Origin of the sequence: Pseudoalteromonas sp. 3D05, assembly GCF_002723455.1 — a bacterium.
In the GTDB taxonomy this organism is placed as follows: domain Bacteria; phylum Pseudomonadota; class Gammaproteobacteria; order Enterobacterales; family Alteromonadaceae; genus Pseudoalteromonas.
Genome location: NZ_PDUS01000005.1, coordinates 171,908 through 196,678 on the forward strand (window position 1 = coordinate 171,908; position 24,771 = coordinate 196,678).

General features: G+C 41.0%; 21 protein-coding genes and 2 tRNA genes. 9 read left to right on the plus strand and 14 right to left on the minus strand.

All coding sequences use genetic code 11. The features are described 5' to 3' along the window. Positions 1 to 19: 19 nt before the first annotated feature. The 3 genes from CSC79_RS07415 to CSC79_RS07425 are packed head-to-tail and all read right to left on the minus strand — an operon-like array spanning position 20 to position 1,871. Positions 20 to 562 carry an acireductone dioxygenase gene (locus CSC79_RS07415; protein ID WP_099295201.1) on the minus strand — a complete coding sequence of 181 codons (543 nt, stop codon included), beginning with the start codon at positions 560 to 562 and terminating at the stop codon, positions 20 to 22. Then, complete coding sequence (mtnC, locus tag CSC79_RS07420) at positions 559 to 1,245, minus strand: acireductone synthase (RefSeq protein WP_099295202.1); 687 nt, start codon at positions 1,243 to 1,245, stop codon at positions 559 to 561. The genes CSC79_RS07415 and mtnC overlap by 4 nt, the downstream gene beginning before the upstream one ends. Next, positions 1,242 to 1,871 (minus strand): methylthioribulose 1-phosphate dehydratase, encoded by a 630-nt coding sequence (locus tag CSC79_RS07425; RefSeq protein ID WP_099295203.1) that lies wholly within the window; start codon positions 1,869 to 1,871, stop codon positions 1,242 to 1,244. Before CSC79_RS07425 ends, mtnC begins: the two co-directional genes overlap by 4 nt. Before the next feature lie 98 nt (positions 1,872 to 1,969). Between CSC79_RS07425 and CSC79_RS07430 the strand changes: the two genes are divergently transcribed. Next, positions 1,970 to 3,112: a methionine aminotransferase gene (locus CSC79_RS07430; RefSeq protein ID WP_099295204.1), complete on the plus strand. Its 1,143-nt coding sequence runs from the start codon at positions 1,970 to 1,972 to the stop codon at positions 3,110 to 3,112. Further along, a complete protein-coding gene (locus tag CSC79_RS07435; RefSeq protein ID WP_099295205.1) occupies positions 3,100 to 3,876 on the plus strand; it encodes an amidohydrolase in 777 nt (258 codons plus the stop codon). Before CSC79_RS07430 ends, CSC79_RS07435 begins: the two co-directional genes overlap by 13 nt. A 411-nt stretch (positions 3,877 to 4,287) precedes the next feature. Here the strand turns inward: CSC79_RS07435 and CSC79_RS07440 are convergent. The 3 genes from CSC79_RS07440 to CSC79_RS20075 all read right to left on the minus strand — a co-directional run bounded on the left by CSC79_RS07440 (position 4,288) and on the right by CSC79_RS20075 (position 4,873). Next, positions 4,288 to 4,380, minus strand: a tRNA-Ser gene (locus CSC79_RS07440). A 51-nt stretch (positions 4,381 to 4,431) separates the two neighbouring features. Then, positions 4,432 to 4,522, minus strand: a tRNA-Ser gene (locus tag CSC79_RS07445). A 210-nt stretch (positions 4,523 to 4,732) separates the two neighbouring features. Next, the gene (locus CSC79_RS20075) at positions 4,733 to 4,873 is read right to left on the minus strand and encodes a hypothetical protein (protein WP_167850806.1); all 141 of its coding nucleotides are present in this window, start codon (positions 4,871 to 4,873) and stop codon (positions 4,733 to 4,735) included. A gap of 324 nt (positions 4,874 to 5,197) precedes the next feature. Here CSC79_RS20075 and CSC79_RS07450 point away from each other — a divergent pair, with 324 nt between their 5' ends. Next, positions 5,198 to 6,067 carry a YegS/Rv2252/BmrU family lipid kinase gene (locus CSC79_RS07450; protein WP_099295206.1) on the plus strand — a complete coding sequence of 290 codons (870 nt, stop codon included), beginning with the start codon at positions 5,198 to 5,200 and terminating at the stop codon, positions 6,065 to 6,067. A 39-nt stretch (positions 6,068 to 6,106) separates the two neighbouring features. On the opposite strand, the gene CSC79_RS07455 is transcribed toward CSC79_RS07450, so the two are convergent. Further along, the gene (locus CSC79_RS07455; RefSeq protein WP_099295207.1) at positions 6,107 to 7,036 is read right to left on the minus strand and encodes a DMT family transporter; all 930 of its coding nucleotides are present in this window, start codon (positions 7,034 to 7,036) and stop codon (positions 6,107 to 6,109) included. Between the two features lie 138 nt (positions 7,037 to 7,174). Here CSC79_RS07455 and CSC79_RS07460 point away from each other — a divergent pair, with 138 nt between their 5' ends. Next, positions 7,175 to 8,617 carry a PLP-dependent aminotransferase family protein gene (locus CSC79_RS07460; protein WP_099295208.1) on the plus strand — a complete coding sequence of 481 codons (1,443 nt, stop codon included), beginning with the start codon at positions 7,175 to 7,177 and terminating at the stop codon, positions 8,615 to 8,617. A 62-nt stretch (positions 8,618 to 8,679) separates the two neighbouring features. On the opposite strand, the gene CSC79_RS07465 is transcribed toward CSC79_RS07460, so the two are convergent. Beyond that, the gene (locus CSC79_RS07465) at positions 8,680 to 9,477 is read right to left on the minus strand and encodes a YggN family protein (RefSeq protein ID WP_099295209.1); all 798 of its coding nucleotides are present in this window, start codon (positions 9,475 to 9,477) and stop codon (positions 8,680 to 8,682) included. Between the two features lie 394 nt (positions 9,478 to 9,871). Here CSC79_RS07465 and CSC79_RS07470 point away from each other — a divergent pair, with 394 nt between their 5' ends. Beyond that, positions 9,872 to 10,060 (plus strand): hypothetical protein, encoded by a 189-nt coding sequence (locus tag CSC79_RS07470; RefSeq protein WP_099295210.1) that lies wholly within the window; start codon positions 9,872 to 9,874, stop codon positions 10,058 to 10,060. A 36-nt stretch (positions 10,061 to 10,096) separates the two neighbouring features. Here CSC79_RS07470 and CSC79_RS07475 read toward each other — a convergent pair whose 3' ends face one another. Both CSC79_RS07475 and CSC79_RS07480 read right to left on the minus strand, forming a co-directional pair. Then, positions 10,097 to 10,579, minus strand: a complete 483-nt coding sequence (locus tag CSC79_RS07475) for a glutathione peroxidase (RefSeq protein WP_099295211.1) — start codon at positions 10,577 to 10,579, stop codon at positions 10,097 to 10,099. A gap of 67 nt (positions 10,580 to 10,646) precedes the next feature. Next, the gene (locus tag CSC79_RS07480) at positions 10,647 to 11,516 is read right to left on the minus strand and encodes a LysR family transcriptional regulator (protein ID WP_099295212.1); all 870 of its coding nucleotides are present in this window, start codon (positions 11,514 to 11,516) and stop codon (positions 10,647 to 10,649) included. Between the two features lie 169 nt (positions 11,517 to 11,685). Between CSC79_RS07480 and CSC79_RS07485 the strand changes: the two genes are divergently transcribed. Next, complete coding sequence (locus CSC79_RS07485; protein WP_099295213.1) at positions 11,686 to 12,840, plus strand: iron-containing alcohol dehydrogenase; 1,155 nt, start codon at positions 11,686 to 11,688, stop codon at positions 12,838 to 12,840. Positions 12,841 to 12,847: 7 nt separating this feature from the next. On the opposite strand, the gene CSC79_RS07490 is transcribed toward CSC79_RS07485, so the two are convergent. Next, positions 12,848 to 13,147, minus strand: coding sequence for an AzlD domain-containing protein (locus CSC79_RS07490; protein WP_099295214.1), 300 nt, complete (start codon positions 13,145 to 13,147; stop codon positions 12,848 to 12,850). Then, positions 13,144 to 13,851 carry an AzlC family ABC transporter permease gene (locus tag CSC79_RS07495; RefSeq protein ID WP_099295215.1) on the minus strand — a complete coding sequence of 236 codons (708 nt, stop codon included), beginning with the start codon at positions 13,849 to 13,851 and terminating at the stop codon, positions 13,144 to 13,146. The genes CSC79_RS07490 and CSC79_RS07495 overlap by 4 nt, the downstream gene beginning before the upstream one ends. 116 nt (positions 13,852 to 13,967) lie before the next feature. Here CSC79_RS07495 and CSC79_RS07500 point away from each other — a divergent pair, with 116 nt between their 5' ends. Beyond that, positions 13,968 to 14,624, plus strand: coding sequence for a cytochrome b/b6 domain-containing protein (locus tag CSC79_RS07500; RefSeq protein WP_099295216.1), 657 nt, complete (start codon positions 13,968 to 13,970; stop codon positions 14,622 to 14,624). A 60-nt stretch (positions 14,625 to 14,684) separates the two neighbouring features. Here the strand turns inward: CSC79_RS07500 and CSC79_RS07505 are convergent, their stop codons facing one another. Together CSC79_RS07505 and CSC79_RS07510 are read right to left on the minus strand one after the other, a co-directional pair. Further along, positions 14,685 to 15,137 carry a cytochrome c gene (locus CSC79_RS07505; RefSeq protein WP_099295217.1) on the minus strand — a complete coding sequence of 151 codons (453 nt, stop codon included), beginning with the start codon at positions 15,135 to 15,137 and terminating at the stop codon, positions 14,685 to 14,687. Positions 15,138 to 15,294: 157 nt separating this feature from the next. Then, positions 15,295 to 15,765, minus strand: a complete 471-nt coding sequence (locus CSC79_RS07510; protein WP_058561121.1) for a DUF2721 domain-containing protein — start codon at positions 15,763 to 15,765, stop codon at positions 15,295 to 15,297. A gap of 250 nt (positions 15,766 to 16,015) precedes the next feature. Between CSC79_RS07510 and CSC79_RS07515 the strand changes: the two genes are divergently transcribed. Together CSC79_RS07515 and CSC79_RS07520 are read left to right on the plus strand one after the other, a co-directional pair. Continuing rightward, positions 16,016 to 20,071, plus strand: a complete 4,056-nt coding sequence (locus tag CSC79_RS07515; protein WP_099295218.1) for a S8 family serine peptidase — start codon at positions 16,016 to 16,018, stop codon at positions 20,069 to 20,071. Between the two features lie 182 nt (positions 20,072 to 20,253). Beyond that, positions 20,254 to 24,645 carry a S8 family serine peptidase gene (locus CSC79_RS07520; RefSeq protein WP_099295219.1) on the plus strand — a complete coding sequence of 1,464 codons (4,392 nt, stop codon included), beginning with the start codon at positions 20,254 to 20,256 and terminating at the stop codon, positions 24,643 to 24,645. Positions 24,646 to 24,771 lie beyond the last annotated feature (126 nt).

Here is a 24,771-nt window from a genome sequence, read left to right on the forward strand (position 1 = left end):
TCCTTTATTAAGCGGTGCATTAATCTAAAAGTGGGAATTGCTTAGCAATCTCAGACTCAGTACTTTGTGCGACCCAACCGTCAGTATTACTGAATAAACGAATTGCGGTAAACTCTGGGTTGCTACCCATATCAAACCAATGTGGAGTAAGCTCTGGAACAGAGATTAAGTCACCTTGCTGGCAAAGTACTTGATACACTTTATAGTTAATATGTAGGCAAAACAGGCCTTGGCCCTTAACAAAAAAACGCACTTCATCTTCACTGTGAGTGTGTTCGAATAAAAACTTAGCACGCAGCTCTTCAGCTGCGGGGTTACCTTTTGCTAACGAAATTACATCAACCGTTTTATAACCGCCTTGTTGTTTTAAGCGCTCTATATCGCTGTTGTAGGCGTTAATAATCTCATCGTGAGTGGTTGTCTCGGTAATGGTTGCGTTTGCTTGCCACTGTTCAAACCGCACATTCACTTTTGCAAGCTCTGTTGCCATTTCAGAAGCTTTATCAGTAGTTAGTAATGCATTGGAACCATTACAATCGGCAAATATAGTAAGTTGACTCATGCTAAATGCTCCGAGGTAAATTGGCTAAAGTCGTTTATGTAGTGATGCTCAGCAGAACTCTCTTGATTATCACGGATTAAATGTAAAGTTTTTAAACCTGCACTTTTGGCGGCATCCAGCTCCGCGACTACATCACTTAAGAACAGCACTTCACTGGCGGAAAACGGTAGCTGCGAAATGATATTTTCATAAGCGACGGCTTCTTGTTTAGCGCCTACGTTAGTATCAAAATAATCGGTAAACAGTGGGCGAATATCACCAAAATCGGAGTATTGAAAAATTAACTGCTGGGCTTTTACTGAGCCCGATGAGTAGACATACAACTGCTGCCCAGCTTGGTGTTGAACTTGTAAAAACTGGTAGGCATCAGGGTATAAATGGCCAGTAAAATCGCCATTTTCGTAGCCAGTTTGCCAAATGAGGCCTTGTAGTTGTTTAAGAGGGGTAATTTTTTTATCGGCAGCTATCCATTCGAGCAATGTATTAACTACGGTGTCTATATCAGCATTTGGTTTTTCAATCAGTACTTTAACTGCATCAATTTGTTCAGCGACTATTGCATGTTGCTGGTTGGCTGTTACAAATGTTGGCAATTGCGCTGCGGCATAAGGGAACAGCACCTCTTTGACAAATGAAATACGGGTGATGGTGCCTTCAATATCAGTTAATATTGCTTTAATCATAATACGACCTCTGTGTGAAGACCTTCTAATTTTAAGCGTTCTAATTCGCAGCTAAATAAGAACTCTAAGCCTTCTAATTGGCGGCGTACCTCGCGAACATCACGGCCAACTACATACAGGCCGTGGCCTCGAATAAGTACACCGTGCTCAATAGGGGTATGCAGATTATGATCACTGACTAATATACTTAAACGGTCAATATTTTGATCGTTATCAAAAATAGGAATACTCAAAACCTCTAAATGTGAGCTAACTCCACTTAGCGATTTTTGCATCTCGTAACCTTGTAAATTTAAGCTGTGGCCTTTAATAATACGAGATAAAACCGTCGCCGCGACAGAGTGAGTATGCAATACAAAATTCGCGCTAGGAATTAACTTATACATGCTTAAATGTAACTCGGTTTCAGCTGAAGGTTTAGAGCCTCCTGCTTGCCTATTACCTTGATGATCAAGCTCAATAAAGGTGTGAGTCCCTAGCTTACCTTTATCGAAGCCGCTGGCAGTGACAACAAAACCTGTACTGGTACGCGCTGAAAAGTTCCCACCGGTTGCGGGTACCCAGCCTTGCTGGCTGATCCACTTTCCTGCTTCTATAAGTTCTGAAATAGCGGTATTGTTATGCATATATTCCTCGAGCTACCAAAGTTGTTTAGACGGCTATACTTCTGTCATTTGCAATGATAGCATCGCTTTGGGTGCAAAACCATCATTAAGGGTAACCAGTGTTTGAAAGTAAATTGCCAAATTTAGGCACCAGTATTTTTAGTCAAATGAGCGCGCTTGCAAATCAGTTTTCGGCGATAAATTTATCTCAAGGGTTCCCTGAGTTTGATGCGCCAGAGCTCCTAAAAAAACAGCTAAATCATTATGTACTTGAAGGAGTTAATCAATACTCGCCATCAAGCGGAGTACCACGTCTTCAGCAGCAAATTGCTAAATTAATAAAGCGCAAATACAACGCTAATATTAATGCCAACGAGCAAGTTACTGTGACGTCTGGTGCTACCGAAGCGCTGTTTGTGGCAATTCAAGCAATTGTGCGTAAAGGCGATGAAGTAATTGTATTTGACCCTGCTTATGATTCGTATCAACCAGCTATAGAGCTGGCTGGAGGGCGCTCTGTACATGTTGCATTGCATGCGCCTGATTACGCAATTGACTGGTCAGTGGTAACAAAGGCAATAACAGCTAACACCCGCGCAATTATTATAAATACACCCCATAACCCAAGTGGTAAAACGCTTAAGCAAGCTGATATAGATAAACTAAGAAGTTTAGTCGCGCAACATGATTTGTACGTAATAAGTGATGAAGTGTACGAGCACATTACATTTGATCAACAACCACATTTAAGTGTGCTGCGTGATGATGCGTTATTTACCAAAAGCTTTGTGATTTCAAGCTTTGGCAAGACCTTTCATAGCACAGGGTGGAAAATGGGGTATTGCATAGCTCCAGCTGAGCTTGCGGTGGAGTTTCGAAAAATTCATCAATACGTTACTTTTTCAAGTTTTACTCCAGCGCAACATGCGTTGGCTGATATGTTAGAGCAGCAAGGTGAGCATGTTGATGAGCTCAGTGAGTTTTACCAACAAAAGCGCGATGTGCTTAGCAACGCACTAAAAGAAAGCCGCTTTACTGTGTTACCTAGTGAAGGTACCTACTTTTTATTACTCGATTACAGTGATGTATCAGAGCTCAATGATGTCGAGTTTTGTCATTGGTTGGCAGAGCAGGCGGGGGTTGCCGCCATCCCGCTTAGTGTATTTTATGAAAAGCACAGCAATGATAAGGTCATACGTTTATGCTTTGCTAAAAATGAAGCCACACTGATCCAAGCAGCGGAGATTTTATGTCAACTCTAACCATCGCTTCTATTCAAACATCATTAATCTGGCTGGATAAAGCGGCTAATTTGGCTGCATTTGATGAGAAGATTGTTGATATTGATAATGCTGTCGATCTAATTTTATTACCTGAAACCTTTGCTACTGGCTTTGCAATTAATTTAGATTGTGCGGAGTCAGGCAATGGTAAAGTACTTGATTGGATGGTTGCGACGGCCAAATCAACCAATGCCGTGATAGCAGGCTCAGTGCTCGTGCAACAAGGCGATAAAAAAGCTAATCGATTTTATTGGGCTTGGCCTAATGGAGAGGTGAAATATTACGACAAGCGCCACTTATTTTGTTTAGGTAAAGAAGGTGAGTTTGTTAAAGCGGGCGCGCGGCGCGAAGTGTTTACGCTCAATGGCTTCAGAATTTTACCGCAGGTGTGTTACGACCTACGTTTTCCGGTATTTCAGCGTAGCCGCAATGATTATGACATGATGATAAATGTGGCTAATTGGCCAGCAGCAAGACGCAAAGTGTGGGATACCTTATTAATGGCGCGAGCGATGGAAAATCAATGCTATGTAATTGGTGTTAACCGTATCGGTGATGATGGTAATGGTGTGGCACATAATGGGGGTACCGCAGTGTATGACTTTAAAGGGGATGCATTGGCTCAAGTGAAGGATAATGAAAGTTCTGTTTTGATTACGACACTAGATAAAGAGCCACTTAAGCAATTTAAACAAAGCTTTCCTGCGCACTTGGATGCGGACGGATTTAGTTTGGACTGCTGAAATAAAATGTTGCGATACACTCCGTAGCTTGGGTTGAGTATTACGAAACCCGAAGAAAAAAGAACACCGCGAATAGCACGATTTTTGCGTAGATTCTTACCCTCCTTCATTGGTGTAAAGGTTACGGACATAAAACGATAGGCTTTTCATACTGATATTTGTGTCAAATGTAGGGATGGGCTTGTTTACGTCCATGTAATCAATCGCTTCGCGACGCTTGCAGCGGCCTAAAATGTTCCTGACATTTGAAAAAATACATCCCTATATTTTGCCCTTCGGGCCGCACTGCGTGCGTTTAACTTTGTTCCAGACAAAGTTTGTTCTCACCTGGTCGAGGGTTTTCACCCTCCTTCATCGGTGTAAAGGTTACGGACATAAAAAAACCGCAATTAAGCGGTTTAATTTAATAAATGGCGGAGAAGGAGGGATTCGAACCCTCGATAGAGCTACAAACCCTATACTCCCTTAGCAGGGGAGCGCCTTCGGCCACTCGGCCACCTCTCCGGCGCATGAACTGTCATTTTGATGATCGAGTGAACCACCAAAACCTAATAATGGTGGAGAGATAGGGATTTGAACCCTAGAGGGGCTATAAACCCCTGCCGGTTTTCAAGACCGGTGCATTCGACCACTCTGCCATCTCTCCGTTGGGAAAGAATAATACGCAGGTGATTGGGGTGTGTAAATAGGAAAAAGATCGTTTGCTGGTTTTTTGTTCTAAAAGGTGCGTTTTTTTATAAAAAGGAGGTTTTTAATTGTTTTAAGAAGTGGTTGCAGCAAACGAGGGAGCTAAAGAAGTATCTTCGTTTAGTGGTTGGGTGTTTGCTGCACCGCTAAAATAATCATGGTTGGGTGATTATTTGTATTGTATTACGCCGCCTAGCGCGAGTGCTTTACCGTACTGGTTGAGTCGTTTAAGTATTTTTGCTTTGCGATTGGTTGGTTTTACGGCAACATGGGCTGCTGTATTTTGATTTAATGTATTTACTGTGTTCATTACTTTTGCTCCGGGTTATGTCTGTCTTGAAAACGTGGCTATTCTGACGTTTAATTGCACAAAAATAAAACGATAAAAAGTAAGGTGGCCGGATAAGAATAACTAATGCATTTAGGGTTTATTAATTTGGCGTTAAGTTTTTTATTTTGTAGTACATTGCATGGTTATGAATTTTACTAATGCTGTAAATTGCTTTTTTACAATGGTTTAAAGGATTTTTTGTTTTTAATATGCATTTACTTTTGAATAAAGTGATTAATTATTCAGATTAATTTATTTTTTGTTTGATGCTGTTTTATTAGCAGCTTAATGGATGTTTAATCAATGCTAATAATAATAAAGCCAAGTACGAAAAAAAAGCACAAAAAAATGTTTACTTGGTTGTATGAAGAGTGCGAAAAACGGCAAATTTATGTTGATACATTTGCAACTACTGGTGATTTTAACGTTGATTGTGCAAAAATAGCGCAATTAGCTAAGTCGCATGTGCGTGCTGTTGTATTAGGGGGAGATGGTACGCTTCACCTTGCTGTAAATGCACTACTTAAAACGGGTTGCTCTTTGGCGTTATTACCTTTAGGTACGGGAAATGATTTCGCAAGAGGTTTTGCATGTTCAAAAGAAGCGTGGCAGCAAGCTGTGTTTGCTGAACAAGAGCAGGCAATTGATATTGGGCAAATTAATAACCGCTATTTTATTAACGTGGCCGGTGTTGGGTTTGATGCGCATGTTGTTAAAGCGTTACAAGAGAAGTCTAATTTATCGTCTTTGGGTTATAGTCTCGCAGGCTTTCAACATTTATTAAAATATAAACCTGCTAGATTGAATGGACGCTTTGGTAATGAAATTATTGATCACAAAAATTTGATTACAGTGTTTGCGAATCACCGTTATTTTGGTGGTGGATTAGCCATCGCCCCAAAAGCTCAATTATCGGATGGAAAATTAGAATGCTATGCCATGCCTGCACATGGATTGTTTTCAAACTTGTATAGTTTTATCCGCTTGTTGTTAGGCTGTCATCATACAATGCGAGGGTTGAGTTATCAGCGCTTGGATAAAGCGTGTATAACAAGTGAGGGGTTACCTATAGAAGCTGATGGAGAGCTAATAGGCGAAACACCTGCAACGATTACGGTACACCCGCAGGCATTACGGTTTTGTGTGCCTTCAGAAAATAAAAAAAGCGCCTAACAAGTAGACGCTTTGGCGTTAGTTGCACTATTGTGCATTCTAACTGGGGATGGAGCTTTTTTGCTGCATAGCTCTTGCTGCAAAAAAAGCGTTAATTTTTTTAGTCGGCGTCAGTACAATAGCGTTGCCAAGCAATACTAAACTAAACCCTAAAAAGGTATTGGCCTGCCACATAAAGCCTTCAAATAATGTGCTCAAGGTTACTGCTACCAATGGAAACAAAACAATAACGTAGCTTGCTCGCTCTGGACCGATATTTTTAAGTAGTGCGAAGTAGCAAGCAAATGCGATAACAGTGCCAAATACGGCTAAATAGATTAATGAATACCAGTAACTCGCTGGTGCTGAAAAGCTCATACTTGCATCACTTACAAGCAAGTAAACGAATAAGCCAACAGCGCTGTACAACATGCCCCAAGCATTGCCCTGCATTACACCAATGTGTTGTTTGGAGTTTCTCACGCTCACCATATTACCCAATGAAGCCACAAAGGTACCTGTGAGGGCAAGTAGTAAACCGACCAACACCTCATTATTCAGGTCGAACTGCTGCAGCTGTGGCCAGAATAAGCAAGCAATACCTATTACACCTAAAAGGGCACCGAAATAAATACGTTTAGCGATCGGTTTGCCAAAAAATAAGCGTGTATTGATAATGTTCATTAATAACAGTAATGAAAAGGCGATTGAAGCCATGGCTGAAGTTAAGTGATTTTGCGCCCAATACAACATTAGGTAATTTAAACCAAAGTTACACAAGGCTAATAAGGCAAAGAACACATGATCCTTTTTGGTGTATTGCATGGGTAACTTTTTAACGCTTACCCAACACCACATTATAATAGCGGCAAGTGAAAACCGATAAAACAGCGATGCTTCAACGGCGACATCACCTAATTGAAATTCAATAGCGAGCCATGTTGAGCCCCAAATGAGTACAGTAATAAGATAAAGCGCAATACTTTTCATGGCATTGTTCCAAGGTTAATGGAGGGTGTAGATTAAGTGTGTATTTTAGAGTGGTTGTGTATACTTAACATATACAGAAAACTATAAATGTAACCTATACAGATTTTATGTCTACCAGGGTTAAACAGGATCAATGCTATGTCACTCGTGGTGAGTAAAGGTAATCAGGACTTTTTATATCAACAAGTAATGCAGTTAGTACGCGAGTTAAGTGAGCAAGGTACGTTGTTGCCTGGTGAGAAGTTACCTTCGTTGAGGAAAATGGCAGATAAACTCACTGTAAGCATTCCAACAGTTAAGCTCGCTTATCAAACGCTTGAAGCGCAAGGCTTGGTTGAGGCACGTGAAAAGTCGGGTTATTTCTTAAAAGCAGCTGCTGTGCAACTGGCAAGACCAAAGCGGATAAAATTAAGCCGAGAGCCGGTGTCGGTAAACATGCAGGTATTGATTGAGCAAGTCTATGATGCTATTCACAAAGCGGATGTGGTGCCTTTTGGTATTGCGAACCCTGTAGCAGCAGCACCAACAGATAAAATGCTATCACGCACAATGCGCCGAGTTATGTCTATGGCAGGCAGTAGAGCAATTAACTATGGCGCAATAGATGGTTACGCACCGCTAAAAAAACAACTCATTCATCGTTATTTAGATTTTGGTATTGGCATAGATAACCAAGAATTAGTGATCACCAATGGTGCACAAGAAGCCTTAACGATCGCGCTTAAATGTGTTGCTAAAGCAGGAGACGTGATTGCGATCGAATCGCCTTGTTATTTTGGTATCATCGAGTTGATCGAAAGTTTGGGCTTAAAAGCCTTGGAGATCCCTTTATGTCCAGATGACGGGATCTGGCTTGATGATCTCACTCAGGCGCTGAGTGATCATGATATTAAAGCATGTGTTTTTTCAACTTCGATTAATAACCCTGTTGGCAGTTTTATGCCCAATCATAAACGTAAGCAATTGGTAGAGCTATTAGAGTCTAATAATGTTGTGTTGATTGAAGACGATGTATATGGCGACTTATACTTTGGGGCTGAGCGTGGTACACCTGCACAAGCATATTCCAAAAAAGGATTGGTTATCACGTGTGCTTCATTTTCGAAGACCGCGGCACCCAGTTATCGAGTTGGTTGGCTCATTGCAGGCCAGTTTGCGCCAAAAGCCCGCCGTTTTAAGCGAGCATTTAGTTGCTCCACCTCATTGATCAATCAGTGGACGCTGTATGAGTTTGTTGCCAGTGGCGAGTATGAGCGCAATTTAAAGCTGCTCAGGCAAAAGCTGCGTAGTAATAAAGAGCGTATGATCTGGTGTTTGCAGCAGTCGTTACCAACCACGGTGAGAATTAGTGATCCGCAAGGAGGGTGTGTGATCTGGATTGATTTAGGTAAAGACTACGACAGTGTTAAATTGTTTCATTTAGCATTAGATGAAGGGATCAGTATTACTCCTGGTTACATATTCTCAGCGACAAATAAGTATCGGAGCTGCATACGACTAAGCTATGGTTTACCTTGGAGTGAGCGCTTTGAAAACGCGATTGCGAAACTCGGTGAGTTGTTACATTTAGCGAAGAAATAAAAAAGCAGCAATGAGGTAAAGCCAAATTGCTGCTAAAGGGATATCAAATTTTTAAATAACAGTTAGTTATTTTTTTTATAAGTGAATAATTGGTAATCTTTAAGCTCAGGGACTAGTTTTACAAGTTGTTGCTCTTGCTCGGCAATAGTTGAAAAATTTCCGCACAATGCATCGGCACGCTTTTCTAGTTGATCAGCTTGTGCCTGAACGCGCTCTTCAATTTGTGCGCCCATATTTTCCATACGTGCTTCAAATGCTTGCATATCGCCGCCAGAACCCATTAGTTCTGAACCAAGAGCCATTAAAATACTGCCCATTGATTGCATCATGGCTGATTCAACAGCGCTTTCAATTTGTTCATCAAAGTGGTGTTCAAAGTTTTCACCAAACTCGTTAAAGCTTTGTTGGCCCATTACAAATGCGCCTTGCTGGTAAAATGTGTCTTCAACTTCAACTTCAATGTCAGCCATAAGATCATTAATGCTATCAAAACCTTGGGTGTTAAAAGCATTGGCTACTTCTTCAATAGCCACCCCCGCGATTTTTACACCATCAAGCGCAATGTTAGCGACTTCTGGTAGCTGGCTGCGTAAGCTATCTGAGTAATTAGTAATAGCTTGACGCTGTTGGCTGTTCAATTGCATTGTTTGTCCGTTAATCACTAAATCAGCATTTCTGGTAAAGACCATCTTTTGATTATCAGCGGTAAAAATCTCAAGTTCGCTTGGTAAAATTCTTACATCGTTTTGAAACTCGACTTCACACGAATCACCACTAAATGAGATGTTGGTATCGTGATCATCATGTGCCATTGCGCCTGTAGCAATAAATAAAGAACCGACTAAAAGTAACTTTTTCATTTTTGTAATCCTGTTAACTGTTGTTTTTAACGATTGTGTAATTAGTAGTTATCAAGTTTGGTGCCAACTTTTTATTCTTTATTAAACATGGGTTTATGTTTTTTATGGTAGAGGGTTGATAATAATAACCTTAAATAAATAGCTACATTTTGGTTATTTTGACCAACATTTATAAAAGTATAAAAAATACTTATCGTATCGATAAAAAACTCTCACTTTCCAGAATTCAAATTTAGCGCTATTTATTCACATTACTGACATATCACCTTTGTAAGATGAGGCTATGGCTTTACTTTGGTGTTTTTTTATACAGCTAAATAACATCGAACATTTTTAATTCTGCCAATGACAGTAATCACGCTGTGTTGGTCTAAAACACTTTATGGAGTGGGTTGTGGGCAAGACATTTAGTTACGATGCGCTAGATGACGATTTTGTTGAAGATGAGTACGAAATGGTTGGGCGTAATCAACACGACAAGAAAAAGCAAAAGGTAAAGAAAAAGTTGGAAGATTACCTTGAGCAAAAACGCTTACGTAAAAATTTAGGTGACGAAGACTTTGATGAGTACCTAAGCGATTAAATTAAAATAAAGAGGCTTGTGCCTCTTTATTGCTTTTTATAAACCTAGCGCTTTAATTATGCTGTTTTCAATTGACTGTGGCTTAGTTAAGGGGGAAAACCGCTTTATCGCCTCGCCATCTTTACCGATTAAAAACTTAGTGAAGTTCCACTTTATCTTTCGCGTTATAAATCCAGGCAATTCAGATTTTAAATGCCTAAAAACAGGATGAGCATGCTCGCCATTTACATCCACTTTGCTCATGATTTGAAACTCAACACCGTAATTTAGTAGGCAACCTTGCTTTATTTGTGTTGCATCTCCGGGTTCTTGTTTACCGAATTGATTGCAAGGAAAACCTATAATAACCAAACCTTTTGAATGGTACTTTTCATGAAGGGTTTGCAGTCCTTCGTATTGAGGGGTAAAACCACATTGGCTTGCGGTATTAACGATAAGTACAACTTTATCTTTGAAGTCATTAAATTCAATTTGCTGCCCTTGTAGGCTAGTCGCGCTGAGTTGGTAAAAGTCTTTCATAATGAACGCTTATTATTATTGTTGACTAAATTCTATCCTGAGTAGCTGAAGACTTAAAGAATAAAATTTAAGCATTGTTAAAGCTCTGTAGTAAATGCTCTATCAAAAGCCTGACTCGGTAAGGCATTAAATCTTTGCGGGGGTACACTAACCATGAGGCATTATCAGTGACTTGAAACTCATTGAGCAATGTAACTAATTTACCCGATGCCACATAAGGCTGCACAATATCGCTCGCTAAATGTGCAATCCCCAAGCCAGCTAATGTTGCATTGAGCAGTGCTTGAGGGTGATTGCTACGCCAGTTTCCATTGACTTTTACTTCTTTGATATCACCGTCAAAACTAAATCGCCAACGTTTGTTCATAGCAATCAGGCAATTGTGATCAATCAGTTGTAAGGGGGTCTGTGGTGATGTATTGGCGGCTAGATATTCAGGGCTAGCTACTAAGGTCATTATTCGTGGGCACAGAGGGCGAGCAATTAAATTAGAGTCTTGCATACGGCCAAAGCGAATGGCTAAATCAAACCCTTCTTCCACTAAATCGACATTGCGATTGTTAAAGTCCATTTCGACTTCCACCTCAGGGTATCGTTTTACAAATTCAACTATTTTGGGTGCCACTTTGTTTGCAACAAACTCACCGGCACCAGTAATACGAATTAAGCCTTTAGGCTGCCTTTGTTCCCCTTGCAGCTGGGTGTTGGCATCGAGTAACTCTTGTTTGATTGCTTTGAGCTTTATTGCATACTCTCTCCCTGCATCAGTGAGGCTGATTTTGCGGGTGGTGCGTTGAAATAATACTGAGCCTAAGCGGTTTTCTAATTGCTGAACCTGTCGACTTATATGTGAGGTTGAAACGTCCATCGCCTTTGCTGCGTTAGTAAAGCTGCCATGCTCAACTACATGTAAAAACTCATCTAAACCTTGCCACATTATTTTATCTCAAAAGGTAAGTAATATACGTATATTGCATTAATTGTTGCAGCTGTGCAAAAGTGATTGCCCGATTGCCGTCTTTAATTTAAGACTCAAATGCCTACAATGAATGAGTTAAATAATTTCGCTCATCTAAATTGAGCCTCTTCAAAGCAATGGAGCAAGCATGTTAAATTTTAGTTTTGCTAACCCGACCAAAATTCATTTTGGTGAACAACAAATCGCGAAAATTAAAAATGAAATCCCAGCAGATGCTAACGTTTTAGTGACGTATGGTGGCGGGAGTATTAAAAGTAATGGTGTATACGATCAGGTTGTTGAAGCACTTAATGAACATACTTGGTTTGAATTTGCAGGCATAGAGCCAAATCCAAGTTATCAAACATGTATGAAAGCCGTTAGTGTAGTAAAGGAAAAACACATTGACTTCATCCTCGCTGTGGGTGGTGGTTCAGTCATTGATGGCAGTAAATTTATAGCCGCAGCAGCAAATTATGATGGTGAGCCGTGGGATATTCTTGCTAAAGGGGGGATAATTAAATCAGCCATTGCTCTGGGTGCAGTGTTAACGTTACCGGCAACCGGTTCAGAATCAAATGGCAATAGTGTTGTTTCGAATCTTGAAAGTCACGATAAGCTACCATTTGCTAGTCCATTAGTGTTGCCAAAATTCGCAGTACTGGATCCCGTAGTTACTTACTCACTACCAGAGCGCCAAGTTGCTAACGGTATCGTTGATGCATTTGTGCACGCTATGGAGCAATACTTAACCTATGATGTGGGTGCTAAGTTACAAGACCGTTTTGCTGAAGGTATTTTAATGACGCTGATTGAAGAAGGCCCTAAAGCATTTAGTGATCCTGATAATTACCAAGTACGTGCAAATGTTATGTGGTCAGCTACGATGGCGCTTAATGGTTTAATTGGTGCTGGTGTACCACAAGATTGGGCAACGCATATGCTGGGCCATGAAATGACCGCAGTATATGGCTTAGACCATGCGCAAACACTTGCGATTGTTTTACCACGAATGATGGCTGAACAAAAAGAAACGAAACGCGGTAAAATTTTACAGTATGCGGATCGTGTTTTAGGCCTAGATATTAGTGATGAAGAGCAGGCAATAGATCAAGCAATTGCTAAAACCGAGGCGTTTTTCCATAGTGTTAATATGCCAACACGCTTAAGTGATTATGGCTTAGGCGCAGAGGTAGCAGATAAAATTGTAACTCAGCTTGAACGCCATGGTATGACTGCTTTGGGTGAACGAGAGCAAGTCACATTAGATAAGAGCCGTGCTATTTTATTAGCCAGTGTGTAACACGCGCTTAGCTTAATATTAAAAATAAACCCATACCAACCACCGTGGTGTAATAAATGTTGTGTGTTTTATACGCCACTATAATCGCTGCAATTGCTGCACTGAGGTATGGGTTTTGCCAATCTAAATTAATCCCTTCATCATTCACAAACACAATTGGCACCCAAATCGCTGTTAGTACAGCGGGAGCGCTAAAACTGAGAAACTGCTGCATTTTAGGGCCTACCTTAAATGGTAAAGCGCTGTGTAAAAATAGATAGCGAGTAAAAAATGTAATACAGGCCATAAGTAATATAGTGGTCATCATTGGTTATGCTCCTTTTTTGTCTGTAAACGACTCACAATGTAACCTACGGACATTGCCGTTAAGGCCGCTGCCACAAGCCATAACTCAAAATGTAAGCTTTTTAAAATGGTCGCAATAATACCTGCAGTAATTACTGTAAATAAGGTGGCAAGATTTTTAATGCCAGGTATCACTAAAGCAATAAAGGTTGCCGCGATTGCAAAGTCTAATCCTAAGTTTGTTAAATCTGGTAATAAACTGCCTGCCACAATGCCAATAAGCGTCCATAAGTTCCATGCTATATAAAAACTAAACCCTGCACTTAGGGCATAAATTAAACGTGTTTGAGTTCGATATGCCTTACGGTGGTGAGAAAAAGCAAACAATTCGTCTGTAAGTACAAAACTCACTGGTAGTCGCCACCGTAGCGGTTGATCAATCACTTTGTGGCGCACAGCCAAGCCATATAAAAAATGACGAGAGCTAATGATAAACGTGGTAAATAGAATCGTCAGTAAGGGTGTATTACCTGCCATCAGTTCAATAGCAACAAGCTGTGCCGATCCGGCAAAGACTAATAGCGACATAGCTTGAGTTTCAAACGCGCTAAAGCCATTTTGGACTGCCAGTGACCCACATAATATTCCCCAAGGTATTACCGCTAGACATAGTGGGAGCATGTCTAAAAAACCTTTTAGTAAGGCGCGCTTTGTGTTTAGTTTCATTGTTATTATATTTGTTATTCAATTAATACTTGTAGTCTGCCATAGATCAATTAACTCTGAACAGTAAAGATGGTAACTTAGCGAAAGTTTAGTAATTGATGTTTAAAGAGGTAAGTATGGAGAAGCTTAAGGTGTGGGATGGCTTCATCCGCAGTTTTCATTGGTTGCTCGTTGTAGCGATTGCGACGCTGTATTTTAGTGCTGAAGAGGGCATGATGGAATTGCACTTTATCGCGGGGTACTTCACATTAGCCTTGCTGTTAACTCGGTTGGTCTGGGGAGTAGTTGGTAGCCAAACTGCAAAGTTGAGCGCTCTATTGCATTCACCCATTGCTGCGATAAAGTCATTCAAGATCGGTGATACTAAGCCAGGACATGGAGCAGCTGGTAGCTATATGGTTATCGCATTTTTTATTTTAATTTTGACACAACTAATTAGCGGTTTGATGACCACGGACGACATTCTAACTGATGGGCCTTTGGTGCAATATGCCTCTAGTAATGTGGTTGAGTGGGCTGGTTGGATTCATCATAATAACTTTGATCTGCTGTTTTACGCGATTATTTTACACGTTGTGGCCATTATTATTTATCGTATAAAAGGCAAGCAGCTGGTTAAAGCAATGATCACAGGTCGAGCTGAACAGACACAATCAAGTGATGATGCTGAAGTTGTTAAAGCGCCTTGGTTCGCATTTATTATTTTTGTAACTTTACTCATTGTGTTAATGGCAACGTGGGGCGCTGAACCATTAATCTATTTGTCTAGCTGAGCAAAAAATCGAGAAAAAATGGGGCCCTATTGGCCCCGTTTTTTGTAGAGTCCGTATATCTTAGTCTTTAAAAGATTTATGGCAATCTTTACAGCCTTTAGCCCAAGGACCAAACGCTTTAGCAATAAGTTTTTTGTCACCAGTTTGTGCAGCAACAGCTAATTTATCAGCGTATTGTTGAAATGAAGCTGCTTTTTTCATGAACGTTTCGTTATCGCTCCAAATTGCAGGTAAAGCAGACGTATCGCCCTTATCTGTACCTGCACCAAATGCTTCCCAAGGCATTTTTGATAATGCAGCGGCGTTATTTGCGCGGTGTTTAAAGCGCTCAGCGTCAAACTCTACTTTGCCTTTGAGCATGTCACCCATGTCACCGATTTGCACGCGAATCATTGAGAATGCTGCTTGGCGGTACTCAATGGCGTCGTTTGGGTCTTCAAATGTTGCGTTAGCTGATGCACCCAGTGTTAGGGTTGATAGTATCGCCCCTAAAAAAATATGTTTTAATTTCATTCCTTTTGCCCCTTCAGAGATAATATAAGCTGTATCGACGTAGTTTTATCTTAGCTGTGATGATAATACAAGTGTATTGCGGTTAAACTTAATCGCGCTTTAACCGCTGTATTTTTATTAATTGTTGGTATCAGCTTTTAATCATTGATATCAACTTTTAATCATTGATATCAATGTCTGCAAATATCATTCCTCTGCGCATGCTGCGTGTGGCTAAGAATACTTCACCTAGTAACGACATAAATGCGCAAATCAACAGCGCCATAGCACCGACAAAACAGCTACCAATAGTAACACCGAGATTAACAGCTTGGATATGAGATAAAAACAATAACATAACCACCGCGCATACTAGCACTGCACTTAATACGCTCAAACTAAATGCCACATGTATACAGCGAGAGCGTTTGAGTAGGGCTCTAAGCTCAGTAGTAAGCGATATATTAAACTCTTCGTCGATACTCACTTTCAATTTTCGTTCAAGTTGCCTAGCACGGTCTGTTATGCGAGCCAAACGGTTAGAAAGTACACCTAAGGTGGCTGCAATACCCGTAATTAAAAAAACGGGCGCTACCGCGGTTTGTATTACTTTGGCCATTGTTAATATGTTGATAACTTCTGAGTTCATTTGTTTCCTTAAGTGGTACGGTTAACAATTGTCTACTTTATTATTTACAATCTTTCACAATTCGTCTTTTTTATTTATTCTGTTTTAAATCAGGTTCTTAATCTCTCTTGTTGGAGCGCTTGTTCTTTGTTTGTAATTCAATTGTAACTGTGTTGTTGCCATTTTCTGTTCGGTAGTTTTATATTAGGCAACAGTATATGTTTATACTCACGTTAGACAACATAAAACATAACATATCCCAGGGGAAATCATGTCTAAGAATTTAATAAAAAGAACCGCAGTTGCAACAGCTGTTACCAGCGTACTTATTGCAGGTGCTGCGAATGCAAATTCAATTAATCAATCAGCTTTAAAGCATCAAGGCTATACACCAATTTCTCAAGCTGACGTAGCTGATAAAAAAGAGCCAACGTCTTTCCTAGTGGTGTTAAAAGCAACCACAGCTGCAGATATGATGGAGCAAGGGACGTATAGTGTATCGAGTGCTCGTGCAAGCTACGACAACGTTCAAACCCTACAAAGCCAAGTTAAAGATGAGTTATTCTCCCTTGACTCAAATGTTAAAATTCTTGGTGAAACTAAAATATTAGCACCGACCCTCATTATTCAAGCAAGCCCAGGTGCACTTGAAAAAATTAAAAATGATCCGCGCGTAGACCGTGTCCTACCAATGTTTGACTATGACCTACATGTTGCTGCTTCAGCAGATTACATTAAAGCGACTCCAGTAGTTACTGGCGGTATGTACACAGGCTCAACTCAAAAAGTAGCTGTGCTAGATACTGGTATTGATTACACTCATGCAATATTTGGTGGTGCAGGTACTGTTGAAGCATATGATGAAGCGCAATCTGATCCTACTATGGTTGCATGGCCTCAAGGTCAGGTAATGGGTGGTTACGACTTTATGCGTGACGACGCTGATCCGATTGAAAATGATCCAGAAAACCCTACTGAAGAAGACGCGCCAACTAGCCATGGTACATCGGTTTCTCACTCTGTAACGGGTATTGCCCCTGACGTAGAGCTATATGTTTACTCCGTATGTGGTGGCGGTTGTCCAAGTGATGCACAATCTGCGGCACTTGAAGCGGCAATGGATCCAAATGGTGATGGCGACACATCTGACCATGTAGACGTAATTAATATGTCTTTAGGTGGCGAATTCGGTGATACTTACATCGGTGGTGGTACTCAATTTTTAATTCAGCAAGCTGTTGAAGCTGGCGTAAACGTTGTTATCTCAGCAGGTAATGATGGTGATAATCCGTTCCGTATTGGTGGCCCATCAACAACGCCTAATGCACTTTCTGTAGGTGCAATGACTCACCCTGCGAATGATATTGGTGTTGCATCTGGTACAATCGCTGGTGAAGAAACCATAATCCAACCTTCAGGTTTTGGTCCGCAAACAGCGTTTGAAATGACAGAAGTTGACGCTGAAGTTGTTTACCCAGAAGCGAACCAAAATGGTTGTGAAGCATTCGCTGATGAAATTGATTTCACAGGTAAAGCTGTGCTAATCGACCGTGGCGCATGTGCGTTTACTCAAAAAGTACTTAACGCGCAAGCGCGTGGTGCTGCATTTGTATTCATCGCGAACAACACGGATGACGGTACACCTGCACCAATGGGTGGTTTTGACGCTGATGTTACTATTCGTAATGTAGGTATTAACTTTGCCGCAGGTGCCGCGATGAAAGCGCAGTTAGATGCTGGTAATGCAGCGACTTACAGCATCATGGTTGAGCGTAAAGTAACAGCCGGTGCAGTTGCGTCATTCTCATCACGTGGTCCATCAATGGATGGCTTATTAAAGCCTGAAATTACAGCGCCAGGTACCGATATTATGGTTGCTGCAACTGGCACGCAAGATGGTCTTGCACCAGCAACAGGTACTTCGTTCTCAGGTCCAATCACTGCAGGTGCAGTAGCACTTGTTCGTGAAGCTCACCCTGACCGTAACGCGCTTGAAATCAAAGCAACAATAATGAATGCTGCAGACCTTAACGTCACTGTTGACCCACTTACAATCAACCCTGATTCACCACTTGCGCCTATCAGCTTAATTGGTGCAGGTTTAGTTGATGTAGAAAAAGCGGTTAACCTACCGGTTGCTGCATGGGTTGTAGATGACGAGTACCAAACTGCACAAGCTGCATTGTCATTTGGTCTTGAGCGTATGACTGAAATGAGCAGTTTCACTAAAACTGTTACATTGAAAAACTTCTCTGACGAAGATAAAACTTACGACCTTCGTATTGAAGAGCGCTTTATGAATGATGCTGACTCAGGTGCAGTTAGCTTTGATATCCCACGTAATGTTACGGTTGCTGCAAATGAAGAAATCACATTTGATGTAACTATGACAGTTGACCCAACTAAGTTACATGACTGGACATTGGAAAACCCGTTTGATGCTGATGATTTAGCTGCACGTAGTCCTTCTTTAACAATGGCAGAATTTGATGGTGCATTAGTATTTGATGATGTTTCAACAACAGATACTGACCATGATTTACACGTTGTTTACCATGCACTACCTAAAGCAGGTGCCGAGCTTGAATTTGCTTATGAAGAGGTTAATGGCGTTGTAGAGGTAGTTGTAACTAACGTTGGTTCAGCATCTGCTTACCCGATTGCAGAAAGCGTTATCGCAACAAGTGAAGAAAATGCTGAAGCAGACTTCGATATTTTAAGTACTACATTTGCTGCTTATACGTCTGAGAATTGTGATTCTGGTGTATTAATTACTTCTTCAATTCAACTACGTGACGAAATTACTCATATGCGCCAAGTTGGTGTTCGCATGAACTTAGACACTGATAACGATGGTGTTTATGATCACTTCATGATGAACTTAAATGATGTAGGTCGTTCTGCAGCAATTCCAGGTCGTAGCCGTACATTAATAGGTACAATAGATGCTGATGGTAATGACGGATGGATGTGGGGCACAGCTATGTACCATGCTGCAGGCGAAGACACAGTGACATTCTCTGGTTGTAGTGAGTTAATGGGTTTAGATGCAAGTATGCTTGGCAGCCAAATTAATGTTCAGGCTTCTGTTGGTTACCCAAGCTATCAAGCTGGTGTTTACTTTGAAACTGACAGTGTTACGGGTTCTACAACCTTTACCGGAGCTCCTAGAGTTGACCTAGTCTCGACTGAAGATTCAGAAATGAAAGTATCAGAGCTTGCTCCGGGACAAAGTGCGGTATTCAGAGCTGAAAGCGATTTTGCTCTTACATCTGCGAATGGTACAGATGTCTACCTTAACAGTATTACTGAAACTGCTGAGGTGCCAATGGTGCCAAATATTGTAGCATCTGAACTTTCTATCAATGAAATGGCACTAGACGGTATTACTATCGGTCGTGTTGAGTTTGTGGAAGAGCCAGCGCTTCGTATTACAGAATACACAGTTGTTGGTATGTCTGCACCTGGCTTGATGGTTGATGCAGAAACTGGTGACATCATGGTTGAAGACAGTAGCTTGTTAGATTTTGAGTCTGAAGTTAAAGAGATTATGATCACTGTTAAAGCCACTGATTTGTTAGGCACTGAATCAGAAGAAGCTGTTATCAAAGTGATGATAACTAATGATGCTGATGAGTTACCAGTTGTAACTCCTGGGCAAAAATTTAGTGTTATTGAAACTGCACCAGAGGGCACAGTTATCGGTATGCTTGACCACACTTTATTTGAAAGTGCAGCAACAATGGTTTCTGGTGGTAAAGTAACTAATACTAATGCAGTTAGTATTAACGACAAGGGTGAGTTAGTCGTATCTGGTAGCATGAGCTATTACGAAACACCTACCATTGCTCTTGAAGTTATGTTGATGGATGATAGCGGTCTTGAATCAGAGACTGCAACGGTGATGTTAAATGTGACTGCCGATCCTAAAGCACATGCTCCTGTTATCGAGGGTGGTCAACAGTTCCGTACTGATGAAAATGTACCGCTTGGTACTGTTTTAGGTCAGCTTGTATTTTCTGACCCAGATGCTGATATTTCGCCAATTACTCGCTTTATTGTATCTGGCACTACTTTAGTTAAAGTTGAGTTAGATGGCTCAATTGTAACCATGGGTGAGATTGACTATGAGTTTGACAGTGAAATTGTTTTCAGTGTTCAAGCAGAAGATAGTAAAGGTTACGTGTCTAAAGCGGTAAGTGTTGAAATTGATGTTAACAACCTACGTGCAAATGATGACGATGACAATGATGAGTCAGGTTCATTAGCTTGGTTAACACTACTTGCTGCACCATTTGCGTTTATGCGTCGTCGTAAACAAAAATAAACTACAGCACTAAAATTTAACTTTTAAAAATACCGCCAATTGGCGGTATTTTTTTTTGTACGAGAAGTTTTTGTAACATTTATTGTTTGTATGTTGTTTTTTTGTTTATTGCTGGTGTAGTATTCGGGACTGTCGTTCCTATATTGGAACAATAAATAACAATAATCTCGCCAGGGGAACTTATGTCTAACAAGTTAGTTACAAAAACCGCTTTGTCAATTGCTGTATCATCTGCATTAATAGCTACATCAGTTAGTGCACAAACAACGAATGAAATCGCTGCATTAAATAATTTTGTCTCTTCTGCTTTGAGCCAAGCAGAGCATATAAAACAAGAGCCTTCTGCTCATATGATTGTTTTAAGAGCTACAACAGCTGCAGATTTGATGGCACAAGGCACTTATCAAGCGGGAGATAGCAGAGCGTCAATAGCTCAAATTGAGCAAGTACAAACTCAGGTTAAATTAGAGTTGAGCAGCCTCGACTTTGACGCAAAGGTAATAGGCGAAACAAAAGTTTTAGCCCCGACGTTAATTGTGCAAGCTAGCCAAAATGCATTACAAAAAATAGCGAAAGATCACCGAGTAGTAAAAGTTTTACCTATGTATGACTATGAGTTACATGTTGCTGCAAGTGCTGATTACCTAAATGCTTCACCATTGGTTAATAATGGTATTGTGACAGGTAAAGGTCAAAAGGTGGCGGTGCTTGATACAGGTATTGATTATACTCATAAGATTTTTGGCGGTGAAGGAACTGTTGAAGCGTACGATGCAGCTCAAGCAGATCCAACTTCAGTGGCATGGCCGCAGGGTATAGTACAAGGCGGTTATGATTATATTCGTGATGACGCAGATCCAATTGAAAATGATCCCGAAACACCTACAGAGGAAGACGCACCAACAAGCCACGGTACATCAGTATCTCACTCTGTGACAGGTATCGCTCCAGAGGTTGAGCTATACGTGTACTCTGTATGTGGTGGTGGTTGCCCAAGTGCAGCACAAGCTGCTGCTCTTGAGTCAGCAATGGACCCAAATGGTGATGGTGATATTTCGGACCGTGTTGACGTAGTAAATATGTCTTTAGGTGGTGAATTCGGTGGCACTTACACTGATGGTGGCGCGCAGTACTTGATTCAAAGAGCTGTTGACTTAGGTGTCAATGTTGTTATTTCAGCCGGTAATGATGGTGATCACCCATTTAGAATCGGTGGCCCATCAACGACTCCTAATGCATTATCTGTGGGTGCAATGACTCACCCGACATTAGAGCAAGATATACTATTAGGTAGTGTTAATGGTGAGAATATTAATGTAGGCACTGCAAGTTTTGGCTTAACAGGTGAATTTACCTTTAGTAATGAAGATGCTGAACTTGTATACCCAAGTACTAATCAAAATGGTTGCGAAGCATTTGGTGAAGAGGTGGATTTTACCGGCAAGGCAGTCATTATTGACCGTGGTGGTTGTGGTTTCTCTGTTAAAGCGTTGAATGCTCAAAATAACGGAGCTGCATTTGTTATTCTAGCTAATAATGTACCTGGTGACGCACCTGGTATGGCGGGTAGTGCTGGCTCCGCTGAATTAGTAACAATTCGTACTGTATCTGTTACACAAGAGATTGGCGAACAATTGAAGGCTGCACTAGAAGTCGGTGAGCAGCCAGTATATAGCTTCGAAGGTAAAGTTGATAATATTGCTGGTGGTGTTGCAAACTTCTCATCTCGTGGCCCGTCTATGGATGGATTGTTAAAACCTGAAATCACAGCTCCCGGAACCAGTATTATGGTTGCAGCTACAGGGACGCAAGATCAACTTGCTCCAGCATCGGGTACTTCTTTCTCAGGGCCAATTACTGCTGGTGCTGTGGCCCTTGTACGTGAAGCTCACCCAGATCGTAATGCGTCTGAAATTAAAGCAACATTAATGAACTCGGCAAATCTAAATGTTACAAACGAGTCTCGTAATGCCAAGCCTGACAGCGAATTAGCGCCTATTAGTATGATTGGTGCAGGTTTGGTTGATGTTGAAAAAGCGGTCAATTTACCTGTTGCTGCTTGGGTCAGTAACTCAGAGTACAATACTAACCAAGCGGCACTTTCATTTGGTCTTGAAAGTATGAGCGAGGTGACATCACTCACTAAAACCGTCACAGTTAAAAACTTTTCTACGCAAGAAAAAACATATAACTTACGAACAGAGGCACGCTACAGTAACGATGAAGACAGTAGCGCAATTAGTTGGGAGCTACCTAAAAATGTAACCGTTCCTGCGGGTCAAACAGTAGAGTTTGACGTAACTTTAACGGTTGATCCTAGTAAGCTTCCTACATGGGGACTTTCAAACCCTTTCTCAGCACAAGATATCGAAGAACGTAGCGCAGAGTTAACGCTAGTTGAGTTTGATGGCGCACTTGTATTTGACGATGTTGATGATTCTGAGTCTGATCATGCTCTTCATGTTGTTTACCATGTTTTACCTAAAGCAGCCTCATCACTAAGTATAGCGGCAGAGGTTGTGGGTAATGAGATGCAACTTGTTGTTGAAAACACGGGTGCGACGACAGTATCTACACTGAGTGAAAATATAGTTGCGGTTGGTGAAGAGAAATCAGCTACTGAAGCGCCATTTAATATCTTATCTACAACATTTAATATTCTGCCGTTAGAAGCGTGTGAGTCAGGTATTTTAGTTACCTCTTCGATTCAGCTTCGTGATGAACTGACGCACGTATTCCAAGCAGGATATCGCTTAGATATCGATACGGACAACGATGGTTCATATGATGTATTAATGCAAAACTACAATGATCGTGGTCGTAGAACAGCATCACCAGGTCGCTCACGTACAGTAATTGGCTCTATTGATGTAGATGGAAACGAAACGCTGCAATACGTAACCCCGCTGTACCATTCAGCAGGTGAAGACACCATTACATTCTCAGCATGTAGTAACATATTAGGCTTAACTGCCGATAACATCGGTGAGACGTTAAATATTAAAGCATCTGTTGGTTATGCGAGTTACCAAACAGGCGTTTATTTTGAAACTGACAGCCTTGTAGGCAGCACGCCATTCAATCAAGTGCAGCCTGTTGCATTAACTACAATGGATGGAAGCGACACCCCTGTTCGTTCTCTAGCGCCAGGTGAAAAAGCGATTGTTAACGCTACAACACCGTTCGCCTTCACTGCGAATACACTTCAAGATGTTTTAGAAGTAGTGACAGCTGAAGATCTAGTGTTACCAAGCAGCACCTTACCTGTACTTGAGAACGCTGTTTTTGAGGTAGCTGAAAACTCAGAAAATGGTCATGTAATTGGTCAACTTAATGTGGTTGAATCAGACTTTGATTTTGAAGTCTCAGAGTATTATGTCCAATCACAAACGCACCAAGGGTTTGGTATTAATAATGACGGCCAGGTAACTGTTGCTAATAGTGACCTTGTTGATTTTGAAACAGGCGCTCAGACGGCAGAGTTAGTTGTTGTGGCCATTGATATAAAGGGTCAAACATCAGAGCCAGCTTTAATAACAATTAACATTACTAATGTTGCAGATGAAGCTGTTGAAGTAACGCCAGTTATCAATCCTGGTCAAGTGTTTTCAATCGCTGAAAACGCGATGATTTCAACAGAAATTGCACAATTGAGCTTTACCGATCCAGATAATAGTTCAATCACTATGTTTACAATTGAAGGTAGTGATGCAATTACTATTGATAACACAGGTATGCTAAGAGTTGCACAAGCGCTTAACTTTGAAGAGCAAAGTACCGTTGAACTAACGGTTGTAGCAATTGATGAAGACGCCAACCAGTCTGCTCCTGAAGTAGTAACGATTAATATCCTTGATGTTGCAGATGAAGGTGATGAAGTTACGCCTGTCGTTGAAGCTGGCCAAACCTTTAAAGTGCAAGAAAATACAGCTGTAGGCACCGTTATCGGTCAACTAAGAGCGGTTGATCCAGATACAGAGATGACACCAATTGAAAGTTTCTCTGTAGAAGGACATGATGGTTTTGAAATTGATAGCTTAGGTCAAATTACTGTTAGTGGTGCAATCGATTTTGATATTGAGTCAGAAATTACACTAAAAGTGACCGCTGTAGATAGTGCTGGAAATACATCTGAGGCAGTTGATGTTGTTATCACTGTCACTGAGGATGCAGCAGAGAATACACCTGTTGTTGAACAAGGCCAGAGCTTTACAGTTGATGAGAATACACCTTTTGGTACAGTTATCGGTTCATTAAAGTTTAGTGATCCAGATGCTGATACATCGCCTGTTACTAAGTTTATAGTATCAGGAACCGATCGTGTAACCATTAACAGCGCAGGTGAGCTTGTTGTTGCAGGTGAAATTGACTACGAGTACGAACGTATGTTTACGTTTAATGTTGTTGCAGTAGATTCTGCAGGTAACAGCTCAGAAGCTGCCACTGTTGAAGTTCGTGTTAAAAACGTTGTTGGTAGCGATGATGATGACAACGACGGTGATGCAGGTTCATTAGCTTGGTTAACACTACTTGCTGCACCATTTGCGTTTATGCGTCGTCGTAAACAAAAATAATTGCAGACTAGTAAATTAGTTATGTTTTAAAAGGGAGCTTCGGCTCCCTTTTTACATTGCTTTACAAACATATATAGGTAAGTAAGCAAGATTTATATATATTAGCCATGGTGGAAAAATAACAAT